Source organism: Microvirga puerhi, from assembly GCF_020089865.1.
Lineage (GTDB): Bacteria > Pseudomonadota > Alphaproteobacteria > Rhizobiales > Beijerinckiaceae > Microvirga > Microvirga puerhi.
In genome coordinates, this window is the sequence record NZ_JAIRBM010000002.1 from 318,500 (window position 1) to 341,168 (window position 22,669).

The 22,669-nt window shown below is 62.4% G+C and carries 16 protein-coding genes; 13 read left to right on the plus strand and 3 right to left on the minus strand.

Annotation, left to right across the window (positions count from 1 at the left end; genetic code table 11):
* Positions 1–162 precede the first annotated feature (162 nt).
* The 7 genes from cckA to K9B37_RS03855 all read left to right on the plus strand — a co-directional run bounded on the left by cckA (position 163) and on the right by K9B37_RS03855 (position 11,913).
* A complete protein-coding gene (gene cckA / locus K9B37_RS03825) occupies positions 163–2,703 on the plus strand; it encodes a cell cycle histidine kinase CckA (RefSeq protein WP_224311464.1) in 2,541 nt (846 codons plus the stop codon).
* Positions 2,704–2,947: 244 nt separating this feature from the next.
* Entirely contained in the window at positions 2,948–3,400 is a 453-nt protein-coding gene (locus K9B37_RS03830) for a hypothetical protein (RefSeq protein WP_224311465.1), read from the plus strand.
* Between the two features lie 156 nt (positions 3,401–3,556).
* Entirely contained in the window at positions 3,557–4,648 is a 1,092-nt protein-coding gene (gene recA / locus K9B37_RS03835) for a recombinase RecA (RefSeq protein ID WP_224311466.1), read from the plus strand.
* A 425-nt stretch (positions 4,649–5,073) separates the two neighbouring features.
* Complete coding sequence (gene alaS, locus K9B37_RS03840) at positions 5,074–7,725, plus strand: alanine--tRNA ligase (protein WP_224311467.1); 2,652 nt, start codon at positions 5,074–5,076, stop codon at positions 7,723–7,725.
* 10 nt (positions 7,726–7,735) lie between these two features.
* A complete protein-coding gene (locus tag K9B37_RS03845) occupies positions 7,736–8,902 on the plus strand; it encodes a cyclic nucleotide-gated ion channel (RefSeq protein ID WP_224311468.1) in 1,167 nt (388 codons plus the stop codon).
* An 84-nt stretch (positions 8,903–8,986) separates the two neighbouring features.
* Entirely contained in the window at positions 8,987–10,963 is a 1,977-nt protein-coding gene (locus tag K9B37_RS03850; protein WP_224311469.1) for a vWA domain-containing protein, read from the plus strand.
* A gap of 185 nt (positions 10,964–11,148) precedes the next feature.
* A complete protein-coding gene (locus K9B37_RS03855; protein ID WP_224311470.1) occupies positions 11,149–11,913 on the plus strand; it encodes an SDR family oxidoreductase in 765 nt (254 codons plus the stop codon).
* Positions 11,914–11,931: 18 nt separating this feature from the next.
* Here the strand turns inward: K9B37_RS03855 and K9B37_RS03860 are convergent, their stop codons facing one another.
* From K9B37_RS03860 to K9B37_RS03870, 3 genes are all read right to left on the minus strand, one after another.
* A complete protein-coding gene (locus K9B37_RS03860) occupies positions 11,932–12,399 on the minus strand; it encodes a GFA family protein (protein WP_224311471.1) in 468 nt (155 codons plus the stop codon).
* A 457-nt stretch (positions 12,400–12,856) separates the two neighbouring features.
* Positions 12,857–14,071 carry an NADP-dependent isocitrate dehydrogenase gene (locus K9B37_RS03865; RefSeq protein WP_224311472.1) on the minus strand — a complete coding sequence of 405 codons (1,215 nt, stop codon included), beginning with the start codon at positions 14,069–14,071 and terminating at the stop codon, positions 12,857–12,859.
* A 112-nt stretch (positions 14,072–14,183) separates the two neighbouring features.
* The gene (locus K9B37_RS03870) at positions 14,184–14,567 is read right to left on the minus strand and encodes a phospholipase A2 family protein (protein WP_224311473.1); all 384 of its coding nucleotides are present in this window, start codon (positions 14,565–14,567) and stop codon (positions 14,184–14,186) included.
* Between the two features lie 251 nt (positions 14,568–14,818).
* Here K9B37_RS03870 and K9B37_RS03875 point away from each other — a divergent pair, with 251 nt between their 5' ends.
* The 6 genes from K9B37_RS03875 (at position 14,819) to K9B37_RS03900 (ending at position 22,665) form a co-directional block, all read left to right on the plus strand.
* Positions 14,819–15,112, plus strand: coding sequence for a hypothetical protein (locus K9B37_RS03875; RefSeq protein WP_224311474.1), 294 nt, complete (start codon positions 14,819–14,821; stop codon positions 15,110–15,112).
* Positions 15,113–15,308: 196 nt separating this feature from the next.
* Complete coding sequence (locus tag K9B37_RS03880; protein ID WP_224311475.1) at positions 15,309–16,043, plus strand: RNA methyltransferase; 735 nt, start codon at positions 15,309–15,311, stop codon at positions 16,041–16,043.
* A 59-nt stretch (positions 16,044–16,102) separates the two neighbouring features.
* Positions 16,103–17,305, plus strand: a complete 1,203-nt coding sequence (locus tag K9B37_RS03885; protein ID WP_369414203.1) for a dienelactone hydrolase family protein — start codon at positions 16,103–16,105, stop codon at positions 17,303–17,305.
* A 12-nt stretch (positions 17,306–17,317) separates the two neighbouring features.
* Complete coding sequence (murI, locus tag K9B37_RS03890; RefSeq protein ID WP_224311476.1) at positions 17,318–18,187, plus strand: glutamate racemase; 870 nt, start codon at positions 17,318–17,320, stop codon at positions 18,185–18,187.
* Positions 18,188–18,326: 139 nt separating this feature from the next.
* Complete coding sequence (locus tag K9B37_RS03895) at positions 18,327–19,520, plus strand: efflux RND transporter periplasmic adaptor subunit (RefSeq protein ID WP_224311477.1); 1,194 nt, start codon at positions 18,327–18,329, stop codon at positions 19,518–19,520.
* Between the two features lies 1 nt (position 19,521).
* Positions 19,522–22,665, plus strand: a complete 3,144-nt coding sequence (locus tag K9B37_RS03900; protein WP_224311478.1) for a multidrug efflux RND transporter permease subunit — start codon at positions 19,522–19,524, stop codon at positions 22,663–22,665.
* Positions 22,666–22,669: the final 4 nt, after the last annotated feature.

Here is a 22,669-nt window from a genome sequence, read left to right on the forward strand (position 1 = left end):
TGCATCCACATTGCAGGCTCGTTCCTTGCTGCCGCTCGGGTCGCCACCTTAGAGGTCAGTCAACGATTTCCGGATACCGTGGCCGAAAGAAGGCGTGGCCGATTGTCCTCATTACGTGATGGGCCGCGGTCGTCAGCCGTTCCTTGGAGATACCGAAAGTCCATGGCTCAGCAGAGCGAAATGCCGAAGAGCGCAACCATCGACCGGTCCGAGCGTCCTGGCCATATCGGGCTGGTGCTGCTTTTGGCCGCTATTCTTGTTGGGGCTATCCTAGGCCTTCGTTTCCTCGAGGCGAGTCAGTCGCAGCTCCTGATCCTGGGACTCCTGGCCTTCTTCGCGATGGCCGGCGTGTTCTTCCTCTTCGCAGCAGCCATCGGCGTGATCCGGTTTTCCGGTCATGTGGTTCGTAATGACATTACCAAGTCGATGTCCGACACATCCTTCGATGGCATTCTCGTCGTCGAGGATGATGGCCGTGCCATCTATGCCAATGAGGCGTATCTCGCGCTGTCCGGATCTTCCGCAGGCGGCGATGTGCGGCCGGTCGAGCGACTTTTCACCGGCGCACCCGAGGTGTCCGAAGCGATCTATCGCCTTGCTCAAGCGGCGCGAGAGCACCGGACCGGAACGGAGGAGATCCGCCTTTCACCGTCTCTCGACGGATCGCAGGAATTTGGCTGGTACCGGGTGCGTGTGCGCGCTCTGCCAAGGCCGAGCGGCAGACAGGCGGCGCTTTGGCTCATCGCCGATATCACGCACGAGCGTGAGCGTCAGGAAAACGTCTTCCAGGAGCTGCAGCACGCGATCGACTATCTCGATCACGCGCCGGCCGGCTTCCTGTCGATCGATCCCGATGGCCAGATCATCTATCTCAATGCCACCCTCGCATCCTGGCTCGACTATGATCTGGCTCAGGTCGGCTCGGGCGGCCTGAGCCTCGCCGATATCGTGCCGCGCAACGTGGTGGCGATGATGACGTCGTTCTCCGGCGAGTCGGGCAGCGTGCGCACGGAAACGTTCGATCTCGACCTCCGCCGCCGTAACGGTCAGTTCCTGCCCGTGCGGCTTTATCATCGCATCGCGTTCGGACAGAATGGGCGCATGGGAGCCTCGCGCACCCTCGTCCTCAACCGGTCGCCGGGCCTCGACGTGGATGAGGGGCAGCGCGCCGCCGAGGTCCGCTTCGCACGGTTCTTCAACAATACGCCGATCGCCATCGCGACGGTGAACCGCGCCGGCCGGATCGTGCAGGCCAACGCGCCTTTCACGAAACTGTTCGGCACGCTGCCGCGTACCGGCGAAGCAGGCGGCGATGGACCCTCCATTGCAGGCGCTTTCCGAGAGGGCGAGGGCGTCCAGGTCGAGGCGGCTCTGAGGGCCGCGGCAGAGAACCGGAGCGATATCGCGCCTCTCGAACTGCATACCGCCGGGATCAGCGGCAGCTCGGTTCGCGTCTGGGTGAGTTCGGTCGACGTGAGCGGCAACGATGGCGAGAGCGCCATTCTCTACGCCCTCGACACGACGGATTTCCGCAAGGTCGAGGAACAGCTTGCCCAATCGCAAAAGATGAACGCGGTCGGCCAGCTCGCCGGCGGAGTGGCGCACGACTTCAACAACGTGCTTCAGGCCATCATCGGCTACAGCGATCTCTTGCTCGCCAACCACCGGCCGACGGATCCGTCGTTCCAGGACATCATGCAGATCAAGCAGAATGCGAACCGGGCCGCGAGCCTCGTGCGGCAGCTGCTTGCCTTCTCGCGCCGGCAGACTCTGCGGCCCGAAGTGCTCAATCTCAACGACCGCCTTTATGATCTTTCCATGCTCCTCAAGCGCCTGCTCGGCGAGCGGGTGGAGCTCGATCTCAGCCATGGCCGCGACCTGTGGTTCGTCAAGGCCGACCTGAACCAGTTCGAGCAGGTCGTCATGAATCTCGCGGTGAACGCCCGCGATGCCATGCCGGACGGCGGCAAGCTCTCGATCCGGACCGCGAACGTCACGGAACCGGAAGCGGCGCGCCTCCATGTCAGCGGCATGCCGCCGGCCGAATACGTTCTCGTGGAGGTGACGGATACCGGCACCGGCATGGCGTCCGAGATTCTCGAGAAGATCTTCGAGCCGTTCTTCACCACGAAGGAGGTGGGCAAAGGCACGGGTCTCGGCCTGTCGACCGTCTTCGGCATCGTCAAGCAATCCAACGGCTTCATCGACGTGGATTCCAAGATCGGTGGCGGCACGGTGTTTCGTATCTACCTGCCGCGGCATATTCCCGAGGTGCAGGAGGTGCCGGAGAGCACCAAGGAGGACACGGCAAAGAAGCCGGCGGCCGACATGACAGGGCAGGGCACCATCCTGCTCGTCGAAGACGAGGATCCCGTGCGCGCCGTCAACGCTCGTGCCCTCTCGGCACGGGGCTACACGGTGCTGGAGGCAGCCTCCGGCGTCGAGGCGTTGCAGGTCATGGAGGAGCGGGGCGAGCCTGTCGATCTCGTGGTGTCCGACGTGGTGATGCCGGAAATGGACGGGCCGACCTTGCTCGGCGAGCTGCGCCGGCTCTACCCCGACCTCAAGGTGATCTTCGTCTCAGGCTACGCCGAGGATGCCTTCCGCAAGAACCTGCCTGAGGGCGAGGAATTCAACTTCCTGCCCAAGCCCTTCAGCCTGCGGCAGTTCGTGGAGACGGTGAAGCAAGTGATGGGGCGGTAGGGACGCTCCGAAGTCAGATTTCAGGATGGTGCCTGAATAGGAACGATTGGCCTTGGCCGATGCTCCTGTAACGAAAGATCCTCAACCTATGGAGCTGGCAGCCCGGTAGGCAATACTTGATAGTGGAAGCCGACGATCGGGACGCGAAGCTGGACAATATCGAGACCGTGAAGAAGACTACGCGTCTTGCGCCAGGGAGCGATCGCTCGTCTGTCCATGTATCTCGAATGTTGAGCAGCCCGTCATGAAGCTCTCTCTAGTCCAGTTCGCGTTGATCGCCCTCTTAGGCATCGGTTCAGCCGCCCCAGCTGCCAACGCGAGACCTTTCATTGATAGCCACGCCTGCCGAGGGGTCGTCGAAGGTGTGATGAAGGGTGATCCGGACGCGATGATCGCTGCGATCAATCCAAATCCTTCCGATGTCGAGAAACTCCGAGATGGAATGGCTCGGATGGCGGGTGCGTTCGAAGGTTTCTTCAAGGGAAAAACGCCGCGTCTGGAGCGGACACTGCCGGACATCAGCGTAGAAAATTATCCTGTTTCACTTCAGATTTGGAGCTTTGGCGATAAGGAGGTCTATTTCGTCGGCTGCCTTATGGGGATCATCGGGCGAGAACCCAAGGTTTATATGCATATCCATCCTTTCGTCGACGAAGTAGTGAAGAATCTCAAAGCCCGCATCGACAAGTCGGAGTAACAGTTTCAAGCCCTCGGGACTTTTCAACAGCTCATGTCCCGCTACAGCTCGACCAGAACAAAAAATGAACTTGCATCCGAGAACAAAAAGGGTACACATGAGTCTCAACACCGCGTTGAGATTCAGCCTCCCTCCGTGCCATAAGGATGCCTGGTCATGTCGCAGTCTTCTTTGAGACTGGTGGAAAGTTCATCAATGGATAAAGACAAGTCGAAAGCTCTCGACGCGGCGCTCTCTCAGATCGAACGCGCCTTCGGCAAGGGTTCGATCATGCGGCTCGGCAAGGGCCAGCAGCCGGTGGAGATCGAGACGATCTCGACCGGGTCCCTCGGTCTGGACATCGCGCTCGGCGTCGGCGGCCTGCCGCGGGGGCGCATCATCGAGATCTACGGGCCGGAATCGTCGGGTAAGACGACCCTTGCCCTGCACACCATCGCGGAAGCCCAGAAGAAGGGTGGCGTCTGCGCCTTCGTGGACGCGGAGCACGCCCTCGACCCGGTCTATGCCCGCAAGCTCGGGGTCAACCTGGACGATCTCCTGATCTCTCAGCCCGACACGGGCGAGCAGGCCCTCGAGATTGCCGATACCCTCGTGCGCTCCGGCGCGGTCGACGTGCTGGTCATCGACTCGGTGGCGGCCCTGACCCCGAAGGCAGAGCTCGACGGCGAGATGGGCGAGGTCCAGCCAGGTCTTCAGGCCCGTCTCATGAGCCAGGCCCTGCGCAAGCTCACCGGTTCGATCTCGCGCTCGAACACGATGGTGATCTTCATCAACCAGATCCGTATGAAGATCGGCGTCATGTACGGAAGCCCTGAGACGACCACGGGTGGTAACGCGCTCAAGTTCTATGCTTCGGTGCGCCTCGATATCCGCCGCGTCTCGACCCTCAAGGACCGGGATGATCCGATCGGCAACTCGGTGCGTGTGAAGGTCGTGAAGAACAAGGTCGCGCCGCCCTTCAAGCAGGTCGAGTTCGACATCATGTTCGGCGAAGGCGTATCCAAGGTGGGCGAGCTCATCGATCTCGGCGTCAAGGCCGGCATCGTCGAGAAGTCCGGCGCCTGGTTCTCCTATGATAGCCAGCGCCTGGGCCAGGGCCGCGAGAATTCGAAGCAGTTCCTGCGCGACAATCCGGAAGTCGCCGGCAAGATCGAAGCCCTCATCCGGCAGAATGCAGGCCTGCTCGCCGACCGCATCCTGGAGCAGGCTACCCCGACGGCGGAAGACCTCGACGAGGGCACCGAATAAGAGTTTTGCTCTCCTTCAAGGGCAAAGGCAGGCCGTCGCGAGAGATCGCGGCGGTCTTTTCGTTGGGTTAGCTGCGCTGCCTTTGCTCATGAGATTCGAGGAATGGAGGAGAGGATGCCGATTGCCGGAACGACGGTCCTGCTCCTCACCCACGGGCTCGCCGCGGTGGTCGGTGCCGTTGCAGCATAGCTGTTCTGAAGGCGCGGTGATTATGACCGGCAGGACCTGCGCGCCAGTGTCGGAGAGGGCCTGACTGCCTGTGAGGCAGCTCGAAGGGCAGGTCGGCCGTTTCCTCGGCGTCGCAGGCGGCGGTCGCAGTCGTTCTGATTCAACGAAACCCCGCCTCGACAGCGCCACGGCCTGCGTCTAAAACCGGCCACCCTATATTTGTTTTCGGGCCTTGCCCCTACCGAGCTTTGAATTCCATGAGCGGCGTCAACGAAATCCGGTCGACCTTCCTCGATTACTTCGCCAAGAACGGCCACGAGGCCGTAGCTTCGAGCCCGCTCGTGCCTCGGAACGACCCGACACTCATGTTCACCAATGCGGGCATGGTGCAGTTCAAGAACGTCTTCACCGGAGCGGAGAAGCGTCCCTATAGCCGCGCGGCCTCGGCGCAGAAATGCGTGCGAGCGGGCGGCAAGCATAACGATCTCGATAATGTCGGCTATACGGCCCGCCATCACACCTTCTTCGAGATGCTCGGCAACTTCTCCTTTGGCGATTACTTCAAGGAGCGGGCGATCGAGCTTGCCTGGAACCTGATCACCAAGGAGTTCGATCTGCCCAAGGACAAGCTGCTCGTCACCGTCTATCACGACGATGACGAGGCGGCGGACCTGTGGAAGAGGATCGCGGGCTTCTCCGACTCCAAGATCATCCGCATCCCGACCTCGGATAATTTCTGGCAGATGGGCGATACCGGCCCCTGCGGCCCGTGCTCGGAAATCTTCATCGACCAGGGCGAGACCTTGTGGGGCGGTCCGCCCGGCAGCCCGGAGGAGGATGGCGACCGGTTCCTGGAGTTCTGGAACCTCGTGTTCATGCAATACGAGCAGATCGAGCCCGGCAACCGCATCGCACTGCCGAAGCCGTCGATCGACACGGGCATGGGCCTCGAGCGCATCTCGGCCATTCTCCAGGGTGTTCACTCGAACTACGACACGGACCTGTTCCGTGCCCTCATCGATGCGGTAGCCCACGCGACGGGCGTCGCGCCGGAAGGGAGCCACAAGGCTTCGCACCGGGTCATCGCCGATCACCTGCGCGCATCCTCCTTCCTGGTGGCCGACGGCGTGCTCCCGTCCAATGAGGGCCGTGGCTACGTGCTCCGCCGAATCATGCGTCGCGCGATGCGCCATGCGCAGCTCCTCGGCGCCCGGGATCCGCTCATGTATCGCCTCGTACCGACCCTGGTGCGCGAGATGGGGCAGGCCTATCCGGAGCTGGTGCGCGCCGAAGCGCTCATCACCGAGACGCTGAAGCTCGAGGAGACCCGCTTCCGCAAGACTTTGGAGCGCGGCCTCTCGATCCTCGACGAGGAAAGCCGCAACCTGACGAAGGGCGAAAGCCTGTCGGGCGAGACCGCGTTCACGCTCTACGACACCTATGGCTTCCCGCTCGATCTGACGCAGGACGCGCTCAAGCCGCGCGGGATCAGCGTCGATACCGGCGCGTTCAATGCCGCCATGGAGCAGCAGCGCGAGAAGGCGCGCGCGGCCTGGTCCGGCTCGGGCGAGGCGGCAACGGAGACCGTCTGGTTCGGGGTCAAGGAGCGCGTCGGAGCGACCGAATTCCTCGGCTACGATACGGAGACAGCCGAGGGCCTTGTTCTCGCGCTGCTGAAGGACGGTAAGGAAGTCGCCGAACTCAAGGCCGGCGAGACCGGCCTCGTGGTCCTCAACCAGACGCCGTTCTATGGCGAATCCGGCGGTCAGGTCGGCGATACCGGTGTCATGCAGGGCGAGGGCGCGCGGGTGCGCGTCACCGGCACCGAAAAGAAGCTCGGCGACCTGTTTGTGCACCACGTTCTGGTCGAGCATGGTCCCCTCAAGCTCAGCCAGTCGCTGGAACTTGTCGTCGATCACGCACGGCGCTCGGCCATCCGGGCGAACCATTCCGCGACGCACCTCCTGCACGAGGCGCTGCGGCAGGTGCTTGGCGATCACGTGGCTCAGAAGGGCTCCCTTGTGGCGCCCGACCGCCTGCGCTTCGATTTCAGCCATCCGAAGCCGATCGGCGAAGATGAGCTGGCGCAGGTCGAGAGCATCGCCAATCGGGTGCTGTTGCAGAATGAGCCCGTCGTCACCAAGCTCATGGGCGTCGAAGAGGCGATCGAATCCGGCGCGCGCGCGCTGTTCGGCGAAAAGTACGGCGAGGAAGTGCGTGTCGTCTCCATGGGCAAGGGCGACGGCAACAAGGCATTCTCGGTGGAATTATGCGGCGGCACCCATGTGAACCGCACCGGCGATATCGGCTTCGTCACCATCGTGGCGGAGAGCGCGGTCGCAGCCGGTGTGCGACGTCTCGAAGCCATGACAGGCGATGCCGCGCGTCTCCATCGTGGAGAGGAAAGCCGCAAGCTGCGCGAGATCGCAGGGCTTCTCAAGACGCCGGTGGACGAGGCTTCCGACAGGCTCACCGCGCTGCTGGAGGACAAGCGTCGCCTCGAGCGCGACTTGACCGAGGCACGCCGCAAGCTCGCCATGGGCGGTGGTAGCACTGAAGGCGATCCCGTGCGCGATGTCGGTGGCATCAAGCTGATGGCCCGTGCCGTCTCGGGCGTCGAGATGAAGGATCTCAAGAGCCTCGCCGATGAGGGCAAGAAGCGCCTCGGTTCCGGTGTCGTGGCCATCGTCGGCGTCGCGGAGGATGGTAAGGCCGGCATCGTCGTCGGTGTGACCGAAGATCTGACCGGAAAGGTCGATGCAGTGAGCCTCGTTCGCGCAGGTGCCGAGAAGCTCGGTGGGAAAGGCGGTGGTGGCCGTCGCGATATGGCCCAGGCCGGCGGTCCCGACGGAGCGCAGGCGGAAGCCGCCCTCGCGGCGGTGGAAGCGGCGCTCTCCGCCGCAGCGTAAGGAGGCAACCGTGCCAAGGGAGCGCGCGCACCCGGCACGGCACCGCATCTACGAAATCTTGGAACGGAGCAGCGCGGATGAGCCGATCATCCGCGCTGTTCACGTTTTTCTCGTTCTCCTCATCATCGTGAACGTGATTGCGGTGGTGTGGGAAAGCGTCCCGTCACAACGGCAGAATTTCTGGGCGCTTTTCATCGGCATCGAAATTTTCAGCGCCACTATCTTTACGGTGGAATATGCGATCCGGCTGTGGTGCGCGCCCGAGCATCCGCCTCTCAGACATCTGAAGCCGTGGCGCGCTCGGCTCAAGTGGGCGCTCCAGGCGCAATCCATCATCGATGTCCTGTCCATTCTGCCGTTCTATTTCGCCTATCTCGGAGCGGAGGGCCTGCAGGCCTTTCTGCTCCTGCGGCTCTTCAGGTTCTTCAAGCTGGCGCGCTACTCGCCTGGCCTGACGAGCCTGATGGAGGCAATTTACTCTGAGCGCCGCGCCTTGATTGCATGCGGCGTCATTCTGCTCGGCACCGTGCTGCTGGCGGCCTCGGCCATGAACCTCGCCGAGCGCACGGCACAACCCGACAAGTTCGGCACCATTCCCGACGCGATGTATTGGGCCATCGTCACCCTGACCACGGTGGGCTACGGCGATGTCGTACCGATAACGCCGCTGGGCCGCTTCATCGCGGGGCTGACGGCCGTTGCCGGGCTCGTGATGCTCGCACTTCCGGTCGGCATCGTCGCCAGCGCCTTTTCCCGTGAAATCCACCGGCACGATTTCGTCATCACCTGGAGCATGGTGACGCGCGTTCCGCTGTTCGCGGATCTGTCCCCCGACGAGGTGGGAACGGTGATGCACAGTCTGCAGTCCCAAAGCTTCGGTCCAGGTGAGATGGTCGTTCGTAAGGGCGAGAGGGCACATTCGATGTATCTGATCGCCGCTGGCGAAGTGGAGGCTCTGTTCCCGGATGGTGCCATTCGCCTCGGCGTCGGAGATTTCTTCGGCGAGCTCTCAGTGATACGTCACGTGCGTCGCGCCGTGACCGTGCGCGCGGTGACGCATTGCAGACTTCTCGTTCTTGATGCGGATGACTTTCATCAATTGGTCGCGGCGAATCCGTCGATGGCGGAGCATGTGGACGAGGTCGTCCGGGCTCGCGAAAGCCGTCGCGCAATTTGAAGATTCCGTCTTGCTCTGCTGTGAACATGACTTGACGAACGTTACGTTATCGCCGATGCATCGCGCAGCATTGGGAACGTTACAATGAGACTGCTCTTCGCCGCTTCTGCCATTATTCTCGGTTTCATCTTGAGCCTGACGCAGGGGAGTGCCCAAGAGAAAGGTTCTCCACAGACAGTCCTGGTGATCGATGCCTCGAACAGCATGTGGGGGCGCATCGACGGCAAGGCGAAGATGGATATCGCCCGGGATGCCGTTTCCTCGCTGGTCGATGCCTTGCCGAAAGGTTCCCGGCTCGGCATCGTCGCCTACGGCCATCGCCGCGCGGCGGATTGCAACGATATCGAAACGGTCATGCCGATCGGCGCTGTGGACAAGACGAAGGTGCAGGCGGTCGCAAGCAAGCTGACGCCGCGCGGAAAGACGCCGATTACCGCCTCGCTGAAGGAGGCTGCTGGCCTGCTCGGAGCCGGCAAGCCCGGCAACGTCATCATCGTCACGGACGGAATCGAAACGTGCAAAGGCGATCCTTGCGCGCTGGCCGAAGAACTCAAGCGCAAGAACGCGGGCTTTGTCGCGCATGTGGTCGGCTTTGATGTGTCCGCTCTGGAGCGGCCGAAGCTCTCCTGCATCGCGGAGAGAACCGGCGGCACGTTCCTGGCCGCCTCAAATGCCGGTGAACTCGGAGACGCTCTGAAGACCACCGCACAGGCGAAGCCGAAGAACGCTGTCGTCACCCGTGCCATTCCGCTCGAAGCCACTGACGGCGGACGACCCGTTTCGGATGCCACATTCACCATCACGCAGAGCGGGGAGGCAGGAGCCATTGCCGAAGGAATTTCGGGTCCGATCTCCCTGCCGCCGGGCCGCTATCGCGTCTCCGCCGTCACGGTGCTCAAGTCCGGGCAAGTGGAGGTCGAGGTCACGAAGGATGCCCCGGCCAAGATCACGGTGGCGCTTTCGGCGAATTTGCCGAAGGCCAGCTTGCAGCCGGCAACGAACAGCGTGCCCGCCACCGGAACGCTCGAGGTGAAATGGACGGGGCCTGACGCCAAGGATGACTACATCGTCTTCGCCCACCCCAACGGCGATGCTCTCGAAACACGCCACTATAGCTATACGCGAGACGGCAATCCTCTGAAGCTGCGGGTTCCCGGCGAGGCGGGCGATTACGAGCTTCGTTATGTTTCAGATTCGACGAGCGCGATCCTGGCCCGCGCCAAGGTCACGGTCACCCCGGTGACGGCGACCCTCGATGCGCCGGCGACAGGAATGGCGGGTGCCGAAATCGGCGTGACGTTCAAGGGCCCCAACGCGCCGGAGGATTGGGTCGGCCTAGCGAAGCCCGGAACCGATGCCACTGCCTATGTATCCGGCGCCTGGGCCTATGCCGATCACGGCTCGCCGATGAAGCTGGTCTTGCCGGCGGAGCCGGGGACTTATGAAGTGCGCTATGTGTCCGGCCTCGATCCCAAGGTCCTGGCGATGAAGAAGGTCGAAGTGACGCAAGCCAGCGCCGCACTGACGGCCCCTGCTCAGGCGATGGCCGGCACCACGATCAAGGTCGGTTTCCAGGGTTCGGGCAGCGGAGACACCTTCGTCGGAATCGTGAAGAAAGGCGCGCCGGAGGCCGCCTGGATCACGGGATCTTACGAGTCCCCACAAGGCGATCAGGTGAACTTGCGCGTGCCGGGCGCACCGGGCGCCTATGAGGTGCGCTTCGTGCTGGAAGCAAATGGCGAGTACAAGGTTCTCGCCTCGGCACCGCTCAACGTAGAGCCCGCGCTTGCGACCCTGAATGCGCCGGATCGGGCGAAGCGTGGGGCGCGAATACAGATCTCGTTTACCGGCCCCAAGGGTGAAGGTGACTACATCGCCATCGAACGTCCCGATGCGCCCTTCGATGCCTCGGACGTCTATGACACGGTCAGGTCCGATACCTCATCTGTCACTCTGGAAGCACCCGATCAGGCGGGCGCCTACGAGGTCCGCTATGTCATGGTCGCACCGGGTGATGATGGCTATCGCGTGATTGCACGTAAGCCATTGAAGGTCGATTGATCGATCCATCGCGAGTGAAGGATCGGCGGAGCCTCGGATGTTTAGGCCCGCCGATCTTCGTCGCGCGACATTCCTTGAATGGAACCGCTTCATCACAGGAATCGTGCGTCGATATCGGGTCGCGTGCGGCGATGAAATTTCGGAACCCACTTCCGAGCATTGTGCTCGAAGAAAGGGTTCTCTCCATGTCGACACTCATGAACAAGACAGCCATCGTAACGGGAGCGAGTTCCGGGATTGGCCGGGCGACCGCGCGGCTTTTCGCGCGGGAAGGCGCCAAGGTCGTCGTGACTGCACGCCGTGTCGATGAACTCGATCGGCTGGTCGACGAGATCGAGACTGCCGGGGGACAAGCCGTTGCGGTGCCGGGTGATGTGCGCGACGACGCGTTGGCGAAAAGGCTCGTCGAAACCGCTGTCGATCGTTTCGGCGGTCTCGACATTGCCTTCAACAATGCCGGCACGAACGGCGAAATGGGCCCGACGACCGGCCTCTCGCTGGACGGATGGAACGAGGCACTTGCGGTCAATCTCACGGCGGCGTTCCTCGGCGCCAAGCATCAGATCCCGGCCATGCTGGAGCGCGGCAGCGGCTCCGTGATCTTCACCTCGACCTTCGTGGGCCATACGGCCGGAATGCCGGGTGTTGCGGCCTATGCGGCGAGCAAGGCGGGGCTGATCGGCCTGACCCAAGCGCTCGCGGTGGAGTTCGGGCCGCAGCGCATTCGGGTGAACGCCTTGCTTCCGGGCGGGACTGATACGCCCATGGCCGAAGCCTGGGTTCCGACGCCGGAGGCGAAGGCGTTCGTGGATGGGCTCCATGCCCTCAAGCGCCGGGCGCGGCCGGAGGAAATCGCCCGGTCGGCGCTCTATCTCGCATCGGATGCATCGAGCTTCACGACCGGCACGGCGCTCCTCGCCGATGGGGGCGTGTCGATCAACCGGACTTGAGGGACGGTTGGCGCGGCGTCAATCGTGATCGGGGTGCTGGTATGAGGTCATGGCCGCCAGCTCCTCCGGCGTCGCCCCATCCTCCGTGCGTTCTCCCGGCAGGGTGTGAAGAGACGCGAAGGCAGGCAGCTTGCTCTCGATGCCATATTGGACCTCGGGCTTGATCCGTGCCGGATCGTCAAGGCTGCCGATGGATACGTTGACGCGCTGGCCGCGCAGATAGCGATAGGTGAGCGGCGTTCCGCAATCCCGGCAGAAGCCGCGCTCGGCTGCGGCCGAACTGCGGAACATGCCGGGCTCGCCTTTCGTCCACACGAGATCCTGCATCGGAAGCCCCGTGAGCGCGGCGAAGTAATTGCCGAAAGCCTTCTGGCACATGCGGCAATGGCAGATGCTGGCATGGGTCGGCTCGGAGCGCAGCGCATAGCGTACTGCCCCGCACTGACAGCCACCGGTCATGACGGAAGGATGTTGAGGCTCGGTCACTCGTATCTCCTTGACGGTCCGGGAACGGACGGGGCCGTCCCGCTCATCCATGATGGCGCATCGCAGCCTGAAGTCCCTCCGCGGTCAAGCTCCTTGTCGTGGCGAGGAGTTGCTGGGCTGCCACGTAATCCTGCGGGGTGACTAGGCTGTGCTTCCCTGAATAGGCAGATGGTCGCCAATGTCACGCTTCCTCGCTTAATGTGCCGCGATCCTCTAAGGACGCGTCATTTCAGATGACGCAACACAGGCCACCCGACTGCGTGTCCGGCCTGGAGCGCTGTGCCGGTATCCGGTGCGTGCTTGATTGGACGCGGAGAAAGGCAGCCGGAGAGCGCTCACCGAGTTGAGCGGGCCAGAGGTCGGCGCAGCAAAAAGCCCGGCGCGGGGCCGGGCTTTTCAGGAGTTGTCCTGTCGCGTCTCCTCACAGGATCCGCTGTGAAGAGGCAGGGCGTTTGTCTTACGCAGCCATGGCCTTCTTCAGGTTCTCGTCGATCTTGTCGAGGAAGCCGGTGGTGGAGAGCCACTTCTGCTCGGCGCCGACCAGGAGAGCCAGATCCTTGGTCATGTAGCCCGCTTCGACCGTATCGACGCAGACCTTCTCGAGGGTCGTCGCGAACTTGGCGAGTTCCGCATTGTTGTCGAGCTTCGCGCGATGAGCGAGGCCGCGGGTCCAGGCGAAGATCGAGGCGATGGAGTTCGTCGAGGTCTCCTTGCCCTTCTGATGCTCGCGATAGTGACGGGTCACCGTGCCGTGAGCGGCCTCGGCCTCGACGGTCTTGCCGTCCGGCGTCATCAGCACGGAGGTCATGAGACCCAGCGAGCCGAAGCCCTGCGCCACGGTGTCGGACTGCACGTCTCCGTCATAGTTCTTACAGGCCCAGACATAGCCGCCCGACCACTTGAGGGCCGAGGCCACCATGTCGTCGATGAGACGATGCTCGTAGGTGATGCCGGCAGCGTCGAACTTCGCCTTGAACTCGTTGTCGTATACTTCCTGGAAGATGTCCTTGAACCGGCCGTCATAGGCCTTGAGGATGGTGTTCTTCGTGGAGAGATAGACCGGGTACTTCCGGTTCAGGCCATAGTTCATCGAAGCGCGGGCGAAGTCGCGGATCGAGTCGTCGAGGTTGTACATCGCCATGGCGACGCCGGCATCCGGGAACTTGAACACTTCCTTCTCGATGACCGTGCCGTCCTCGCCTTCGAACTTGATCGTCAGGCGGCCCTTGCCGGGCACCTTGAAGTCGGTTGCCTTGTACTGGTCGCCGAAGGCGTGACGGCCGACGATGATCGGCTGGGTCCAGCCGGGAACCAGGCGCGGAACGTTCTTGCAGATGATCGGCTCGCGGAAGATCACGCCGCCGAGGATGTTGCGGATCGTGCCGTTCGGCGACTTCCACATGTCCTTGAGGTTGAATTCCTTCACGCGGGCTTCGTCCGGCGTGATCGTGGCGCACTTGACGCCGACGCCATACTTCTTGATCGCCTCGGCGGCTTCCACGGTGACCTTGTCGTTGGTCGCGTCGCGATGCTCGATGCCCAGGTCGTAGTATTTGAGGTCGATGTCGAGATAGGGGTGGATCAGCTTGTCTTTGATGAAGTGCCAAATGATACGGGTCATCTCGTCGCCGTCGAGTTCGACGACTGGATTGGCAACCTTGATCTTCGCCATGATCTCACCTTGCGCTGAAAGCTTTGAGGATCGCCTGCCGGACGGCAGGCTTCGTGGCGCGGGCTATAGCGCGACTGGGCTCCAGGGGGAAGGGTCGACTTTCGGCCGGTCGTCAGGGCCGGGCTGCACGTGCGCGCGATTTCTGAGGTTCCACGCAGGGTGTCGCACTGAATAGTGAGTTGGCCGTCGCCGCCTTGTTGCGCAGGGCGTCATCGGTTCGCGGGTTCCGGATGAGGGCGCCCGTCGCCTTCAGGAAGGCCTTGTCGCAGGAGCAGGCATTGCGCCCGCGGTGCTCGTAGCAGAGGTCATGCGCCCGGCATGCCGCGTCCAGGGCATCGACGGGACTCTCCCGGTTCTCGTCGCCCAAACCGCACCAATGGCCATGAAAGAGCGGGGGAGGAGCTTCAGGCGCAACGCTCCGGGCCGGGGCTGCGGAGACCGTTCCGGCACAGAGTAGGGAGCTGAGAGCCGCCGAGAGGCACAGGAGCCGGCGCATGAAGAGGGTCTCCGTTGAGAAATTCATGGAATGAGCCGAGGCGACCGAGAAATGGCCAAGATGGGCGAAAGTTCCTGAGGATGCCCGAAATGTCGCGGCCCGTGCGCTGTCGCACCGCCGCCGAACCTCGGCTGTTATGAATTTGTGCACAGCCCGAGGCGTGACCTAACGTAATATCGCTTGACTTCTGAGATGATATTTTATTTTGAAACATCTCGGCTGTAACTGAACTTCACAATGGGGAGCTGACAATGCGTCTTGCCATCATCACCGCCATGGGCGCCACCGCGCTGCTTCTGGGAGCCTGCCAGTCCACGGAGCAGTCCATGGCCAATGCTCAGAACGTCTGCGTCGAATCGGGCCTGAAGCCTGGTACGCGCGCCTATGAGCGCTGCACCAACGCCAATTTCCGCAACAATGTCGCCCAGTCGAACCAGGCCGCTCAGCAGGTCGCTGTCGGTACCGCGGTCGGCGTCATCGGCGGCGCTGCCGTCGGCGCGGCTGCTGCCCGTCCACACTACTATTGTGGCTGGGGCTGCTGGTAAGCGGCACGTTCCGAGATCGGGGCCCGTCTCGGCGGGTCCTCGTTTCGACCTCTCCAGGGCCATGCTCTCGGGGAGGTTTTTATTTTGGCGCTCTGCCGTGTAAACCGGGACAATCGTCACCGGCTTGGCGCGGCGCCTGCATCGCGGTTTTGGCAAGCAGATCGCCCGTCGGCCCTTTTGCACTATTCAAGCCGCCATGCTCCATCCCATCATCATCCTCGTGGAACCGCAGCTCGCCGAGAATATCGGTATGGTGGCCCGCGCCATGGCGAATTTCGGCCTCTCCGACTTGCGGCTCGTGTCCCCACGCAACGGCTGGCCGAAGAAGGGGGCCCATTCCGCAGCGTCTGGCGCGACACATGTCCTGGAAGGGGCGAAGCTCTACGACACCGCGCGCGAAGCAATCGCGGATCTCAACTACGTCTTCGCGACCACGGCCCGCGAACGCGGACAGATGAAGCGGGTCTTCGGGCCGGAGCCCGCGATGGCCGAGGCGCATGCGCGGATCGCGAGCGGGCAGGGGGTCGGAATCCTGTTCGGACGTGAACGGACGGGGCTCGAGAACGACGAGATCTCCCTTGCCGACGCCATCGTGACCTTTCCGGTCGATCCGAAATTCTCCTCGCTCAATCTGGCGCAGGCGGTGCTCCTCATGTCCTATGAATGGCAGCGGCGCGCCACGGGAGGTGCATTGCCATTCGGCAGCGAGCAATCGACCCCGCCTGCGCCAAGAGAAATGCTGGTGTCATTCTTCGACTACATCGAGAGCGAACTCGATGCGGTGAATTTTTATCCCGAAGACAAGAAACCGATCATGGCGCGCAATATGCGCGACATCTTCCATCGCCTCCAACTGTCGGAGCAGGACGTTCGCACCCTGCGTGGAGCGATTCGAGCGATTGCGGAAGGTCGCCGCTTGAGAAACCGTTAAAGTTCCTATGTTTTGATGGGACCAGCGAAGTTCTCGCCCACGGATCATCCCAGAGACGCATGATGCGCCGCTCCCTTGCCGCCTTCCTTCTCGCCTGCTCTTGCCTTATCGCTCCTGCTGCAATCGCCGCATCTCCGCCGAAACAGCCGGAGCAGGGACCGGGCGGGACGGACTATCCCGTATCGCAGGTGGCGAAGCGCGTCGTCGGGACGGCGAGTGCCGCTACTTTCGTGTTTCATGGATCGGAACCGGCGGCGGCGCCGCGTCCCGTCGTGGTCTTCCTCCATTCCTGGGGCGCTACGAATCCCGGCGCCTATGGTGGCTGGCTCGATCATCTCGCGCGAAAGGGATATCTGGTTCTCTATCCCCGTTTCCAGGACGTAAACCGTACCCGGCCCGCCGACGCCTCGGGGCAGGCGGGAAATCTGGTCAAGGCGACGTTGGAGGCGCTCGCCTCCGATCCGGCCGCGCGACCGGACCTGAACAAGGTCGCCTATATCGGCCACCTGGCCGGAGTGCCGATCGCGTTCAATCTCGCGGCAGCCGGCAAGGATGAAGGTTTGCCCGTGCCAAAGCTGATCTTCGGCGTCATGCCCGGTGGCATCGCCTCCGACGCCAAGGCGCGTGGGATCCTCCTGTCCGATCTCTCGAGCCTCGATCCGTCGACCGTCATCATCACGTTGAGTGGAGATCGGGATTATCTTCCGACCGACCGGGCCGCACGCCGGCTTTTGAAGGAGACCGAAACCGTTCCGGCCGGCCGCAAGCTGTTCATGCGTGCCACCTCGGACGATCATGGGTATCCGGCGCTGACGGCGACCCTTGCCTCGCCGGGATCTCCCAACGCCGAGTACGATGCCGCCACGATCAAGATCCCGCCGGATCCGCCGCGGGATCCGAAGCAGAAGAATACGTGGCGCTGGAGCGCCGATATGGCGCTGACCGGCGAGCAGACGATCCTGACCGCCCAACTCGGGAACAATCCGACCGACACCCTGGATTATCTGGCGTTCTGGAAGACCTTCGACATGGCGGCGGATGCTGCCTTCGCCGGGCGCGATGCGGTCGTATTGGCACGGGATCCCAAGTTCATAGACATGGGCACCTGGAGCGATGGGTGGCCGGTGCGTCGTCTGTCCGCTCAGCTGCCGAAGAGCCAGGCGGACGAGGAAAAGCCGGAGAAAGGGCCGCGCCGCAAGCTCAATCTCGGTCCATCCGACACGCGCCAGAGCCTGTCCGATTTTCTGGGCGGCAAGTCATAGGGGCAGGCTGCGATGCTGGTCGATCTTCTCGCCGGAACGGCCTATAACCCCGCCGCCATGCCGGCTCCCGTCCCAACCATTCTGGTGTTCGATTCAGGCCTCGGAGGGCTGACGGTCTTTTCCGAAGTCCTCAAAGCGCGCCCCGATGCACGCTATCTCTACGCGGCGGATGATGCGGCGTTTCCCTATGGCCGACTGTCCGAGGAATCCCTGGTCGCCCGCGTGCTCGCTGTCATGGAGCGGCTCGTCGATCTTTACGATCCCGATCTCGTCGTGATCGCCTGCAATACCGCCTCGACGCTGGTGCTGCCGCATTTGCGCGAACGCTTCCCCATTCCTTTCGTCGGCACTGTTCCCGCCATCAAGCCCGCCGCGCAGAACACGCAGAGCGGTCTCGTGACGGTGCTGGCGACACCCGGCACGGTAGCGAGAGACTATACTCGTGACTTGGTTCAGGCCTATGCCGCTGGGTGTCGTGTCAATCTCGTCGGCTCGACGATGCTCGCAAAATATGCCGAAGCCGAGCTCGAAGGTCGTCCCGTACCGGACGCAGACTTGGCGGCGGAGCTTCGACCTTGTTTTGTGGAGGAGGGCGAAGGGCGCACGGATGTGGTCGTTCTCGCCTGCACACATTATCCGCTGCTTCTTCCTCGCCTGCGAACCCTCGCGCCATGGCCCGTCACCTGGATCGATCCGGCACCGGCCATCGCCAAGCGGGTCGTGCACCTTATCGGTGGTCCCGTGCCGGGGCATGAAGAGGGAGAGGACGAGGCCATCGCGGTTTTCACGGCAGGAACGGGCATCGGCGCGCCGCTTCGGAGGGCTCTCCTGGCCCGCGGTCTGCTACGGACCGCCATCGAGGCCATACCACTCAGCCTGTGAAGGCGTGACGTCTTAGCTCCCAATCACCTCGCCACGACCTATCTATCTCTGTAGCCGTGCACGAAAGCGTGTATGCGGAGAACCTGTTGCGGCTGACGGCGTCACCCTAACTTCATGACGAAGGAATGTGGGAGCTGCCATGGTCCACGAAGTGCCGAAGGCCAAGCGAGGTCATCAGTTTCTGCTCGTCGCGATCATCGTTCTCATCGCGATGGGCAGCGCCTGGGCGATCTGGAGATGGCGGAGCGAGGCGGCACAGGAGGCTGCGGCTGCGAGCCGGCAGCAGCAGGCAGCGGCACCGGTTCCGATCCAGGCCGCGCCCGTCGAAGCAAGCAACGTTCCGATCTATCTGAACAGCCTCGGATCGGTTCAGGCCCTCAACACCGTGACTGTTCGCAGCCGCGTGGACGGCCAGATCGATAAGATCGCTTTTCAGGAAGGGCAGATGGTCAAGGAAGGGGATCTGCTCCTGCAGATCGACCCGCGGCCGTTTCAAGCGGCGCTGGACCAAGCGGTCGCCAAGAAAGCCCAGGACGAGGCTCAGCTTGTCAGCGCCAAGGCCGATCTGGTGCGAACGCAGCAGCTCCTGACCCGGGACTTCGCCTCCAGGCAGCAATTCGATGCGCAGCAGGCGACCGTCAATGCCTTGGTGGCGCAGATTCAGGCTGACCAGGCGGCCATCGACAACGCCAAGACGCAGCTCGATTATACAACCATTCGCGCGCCGATCGCCGGGCGGACCGGATTCCGGCAGGTCGACCAGGGCAATATCGTGCATGCCGCGGACACGAACGGAATCGTGCAGATCGTTCAGATCTCGCCGATCACGGTCGTCTTCACAGCGCCCGAGGCGGACTTGGCGTCGATCAACAAGGAGCAGACCGAGGCTCCCTTGAAGGTCTGGGCGATGTCATCGAATGCCAAGAATACCCTCGCTGAAGGCGCGCTGACCTTGGTGAACAACCAAGTCGATGCTGCGACGGGAACCATTCGGCTCAAGGCCCAATTCGACAACAAGAATCTCGTCCTTTGGCCCGGCATGTCGGTGGATACTCGTCTTCTGCTACGGACTCTCCAGGGCGTTGCTGCCGTTCCGAATACCGCCGTGCAGCGCGGGCCGCAGGGGCTTTACGTTTATGTGGTCAGGCCGGACCAGACGGTGGAGATGCGGCCCGTCGAGGTCGGCGTCATCACCAAGGACAAAGCTGTTGTCGATAAGGGTCTGACGGTGGGTGAGAGCGTCGTGATCGCGGGACATTATCGACTGCAGCCCGGAGCGAAGGTTCAGGTGGCCGGCGACAGTACCCAGCGTGTCGCGACCGGGGAGAAGTAATATGAAAGGCGGCATATCCGCGCCCTTCATCCGGTATCCGATCGCCACCACTCTGCTGATGATCGGCATCTTTCTGGCAGGTCTTGCAGCCTATCCGCTGCTGCCGGTAGCGCCTCTGCCGCAGATCGATTTTCCGACGATTCAGGTTTCCGCGGTCCTGCCGGGTGCTAGCCCGGAAACCATGGCCTCTTCCGTGGCGCAACCCTTGGAGCGGCAATTCGGTCAGATCCCGGGCGTGACGCAGATGTCGTCCACGAGCGCGCTCGGATCGACCTCGGTCACAATCCAGTTTGATCTCGATCGCAACATCGACGCTGCCGCACAGGATGTGCAATCGGCCATCAACGCGGCAGGCGGACAGCTGCCGAAGAATCTGCCCCGGCCCCCGACTTATCGGAAGGTCAATCCTGCCGACACGCCAATCATGATCATTTCCGTAACCTCGGATAGCCTGCCGCTGATAGCCGTGGACGACAATGCGGATACGAAGCTGGCACAGCAGGTCAGCCAGATCTCCGGCGTATCTCAGGTCGTCATCGGAGGGGAGCAGAAACCGGCGATCCGAGTCCAACTCGACCCGACGAAGCTGGTCAATAAGAAACTCTCCCTTGAGGATATCCGGTCGGTGCTGGCTATTTCGACGGTGGACAGCCCGAAAGGGACTGTCGATGGCGACACCCGAAGCTTCACCATCTATGCCAACGATCAGCTCGCCAGGGCCGAGGAATGGAACGACGTCATCGTCGCCTACCAGAATGGCGCTCCCGTTCGAATTCGCGATATCGGTCAGGCGATCTCCGGCCCGGAGAACACGAAGCTCGCTGCATGGGCGAATGGTAAGCGGGGCGTGTTTCTCATCATCTTCAAGCAGCCCGGCGCTAACGTCATCGATACGGTCAACCGGGTGAAAGCCGCATTGCCGCGGCTTCAGGCGGCGCTTCCACCGGCCATCAAGATCGACATCCTGAGCGATCGGACCCAGACCATTCGCGCATCGGTGACGGATGTGCAGTTCACGCTGCTGATTTCCATCGCTCTCGTTGTACTCGTGATCTTCCTTTTCCTTCGCCGGATCTGGGCGACGATCATCCCGAGCATTACCGTTCCGCTCGCCCTGCTGGGCACATGCGGGCTAATGTATCTCGCAGGTTACAGCCTCGACAATCTGTCTCTCATGGCGCTGACGATCTCCGTCGGTTTCGTCGTCGACGATGCCATCGTCATGCTGGAGAACATCGTCCGACATGTGGAGGAGGGCGAACAACCGATGGACGCGGCCTATAAGGGGGCTAGCGAGATCGGGTTCACGATCCTGTCGATCAGCATTTCCCTCGTGGCCGTGTTTATCCCGTTATTGCTGATGGGCGGAATCGTCGGGCGCCTGTTCAGGGAATTCTCGGTCGTGGTGGCCATGACGATCGCCGTCTCCGCCATCGTCTCCTTGACGTTGACGCCGATGATGGCTTCACGCTTGCTCAAAGCACAAAGCGAGCATGCTCGACCGGGCCGGATCTACCTCATGCTCGAGCGTTTCTTTAATGGCATGGAGCGGTCCTATGAGCGGGGGCTCGACGTCGTCCTGCGGCACCGGTTCATCACGCTGCTCGTATTCTTCGCGACACTCGGAGTGACGGCGTGGCTCTTCATCGTGATCCCAAAAGGCTTCTTTCCGCAGCAGGACACGGGCTTCATCGTCGGCACGACCGAGGCGGCGCAGGATATTTCCTTCCAGGACATGTACCGACGTCAGGAACTGGTCGGCGAGATCGTCGGACGTGACCCGGCTGTTGCGACCTATGCGATGTCCATCGGCTCAAGTGGCGGAGCTTCGACGCTTAATACGGGCCGCATATACATTACGCTCAAGCCGCGATCCGAGCGAACGGCCTCGGCATCGCAGGTGATCGCGCGCTTGCGGCCTGAAATCGACAAGGTGGAGGGCATGCGGCTGTTCCTGCAGGCCTCCCAGGACATCAACGTGGGCGGGCGGCAGGCGCGAACGCAGTACCAGTACACGCTTCAGGACGCCAATCTCGACGAGCTGAACGAGTGGGCTCCGAAGATCCTCGAAAAGCTCAAGACATTGCCTGAGCTGCGCGACGTTGCGACCGATCAGCAGGTCAGCGGCACGACTCTGACGCTGACGATCAACCGGGATCAGGCTTCGCGGTTCGGATTCACGCCGCAGCTGATTGACGATACGCTCTACGACGCCTTCGGTCAGCGCCAAGTCACCCAATATTTCACGCAGCTCAACAGCTACAACGTGGTCATGGAGATCCTGCCGGAACTCCAGGGAGATACGACGAGCCTGAGCAAGATCTATCTCAAGTCCCCGATCACGGGCGAGCAGGTGCCGCTTTCGACCTTCGCCCGATGGACCACGCGTAAGATTGCGCCGCTCAGCATCAACCACCAGGGCCAGTTTCCCGCGATCACCATCAGCTTCAACCTGGCACCGGGCTCGTCCCTGGGTGACGCGACGCAGGCCGTGACAAGGGCGGTGACCGAAATGAATCCGCCCGGCTCGTTGGCGGGCACGTTCCAGGGCAATGCCCAGGCGTTCCAAGCATCCCTGGCGACGGTTCCGCTCCTCATCCTCGCAGCGCTCGTGGTCGTCTACCTGATCCTCGGCATCCTCTACGAGAGTTACATTCACCCGATCACTATCCTCTCGACGTTACCCTCAGCAGGTGCAGGAGCGCTGGCGACGCTGATGCTGTTCGGTATCGATTTCAGCCTCATCGCGTTCATCGGCGTCATCCTGCTGATCGGCATCGTGAAGAAGAACGGCATCATGATGGTGGACTTCGCTATCACTGCCGAGCGCGAAGGAAAGCTCTCGCCCGCCAAGGCCATTCGACAGGCGGCGCTACTGCGCTTCAGGCCGATCATGATGACCACCATGGCGGCTCTGCTCGGCGGCGTGCCGCTCATGCTCGGCCACGGGACGGGATCCGAGATCCGCCAGCCTCTCGGCTACGCCATGGTTGGCGGCCTGATCGTCAGCCAGGCGCTCACGCTCTTCACGACACCGGTGATCTACCTCTACCTCGACACGCTGTCGCTCAAGGTCAGGTCCTGGTGGTCGGGCGAACGAAAGCCTGAGGTGGAAAAAGACGTGGTCGCGCAAGCCGCGGAGTGATGGC

What these genes read in the sequence shown, in the direction of transcription:
- K9B37_RS03900 (WP_224311478.1), top strand. Translation starts at nt 19,522, where the DNA reads ATGAAAGGCGGCATATCCGCGCCCTTCATCCGGTATCCGATCGCCACC.
- K9B37_RS03865 (WP_224311472.1), bottom strand. Translation starts at nt 14,071, where the DNA reads ATGGCGAAGATCAAGGTTGCCAATCCAGTCGTCGAACTCGACGGCGAC.
- K9B37_RS03875 (WP_224311474.1), top strand. Translation starts at nt 14,819, where the DNA reads ATGCGTCTTGCCATCATCACCGCCATGGGCGCCACCGCGCTGCTTCTG.
- alaS (WP_224311467.1), top strand. Translation starts at nt 5,074, where the DNA reads ATGAGCGGCGTCAACGAAATCCGGTCGACCTTCCTCGATTACTTCGCC.
- recA (WP_224311466.1), top strand. Translation starts at nt 3,557, where the DNA reads ATGTCGCAGTCTTCTTTGAGACTGGTGGAAAGTTCATCAATGGATAAA.
- K9B37_RS03850 (WP_224311469.1), top strand. Translation starts at nt 8,987, where the DNA reads ATGAGACTGCTCTTCGCCGCTTCTGCCATTATTCTCGGTTTCATCTTG.
- K9B37_RS03880 (WP_224311475.1), top strand. Translation starts at nt 15,309, where the DNA reads ATGCTCCATCCCATCATCATCCTCGTGGAACCGCAGCTCGCCGAGAAT.
- murI (WP_224311476.1), top strand. Translation starts at nt 17,318, where the DNA reads ATGCTGGTCGATCTTCTCGCCGGAACGGCCTATAACCCCGCCGCCATG.
- K9B37_RS03855 (WP_224311470.1), top strand. Translation starts at nt 11,149, where the DNA reads ATGTCGACACTCATGAACAAGACAGCCATCGTAACGGGAGCGAGTTCC.
- K9B37_RS03895 (WP_224311477.1), top strand. Translation starts at nt 18,327, where the DNA reads ATGGTCCACGAAGTGCCGAAGGCCAAGCGAGGTCATCAGTTTCTGCTC.
- K9B37_RS03885 (WP_369414203.1), top strand. Translation starts at nt 16,103, where the DNA reads ATGATGCGCCGCTCCCTTGCCGCCTTCCTTCTCGCCTGCTCTTGCCTT.
- K9B37_RS03870 (WP_224311473.1), bottom strand. Translation starts at nt 14,567, where the DNA reads ATGCGCCGGCTCCTGTGCCTCTCGGCGGCTCTCAGCTCCCTACTCTGT.
- cckA (WP_224311464.1), top strand. Translation starts at nt 163, where the DNA reads ATGGCTCAGCAGAGCGAAATGCCGAAGAGCGCAACCATCGACCGGTCC.
- K9B37_RS03830 (WP_224311465.1), top strand. Translation starts at nt 2,948, where the DNA reads ATGAAGCTCTCTCTAGTCCAGTTCGCGTTGATCGCCCTCTTAGGCATC.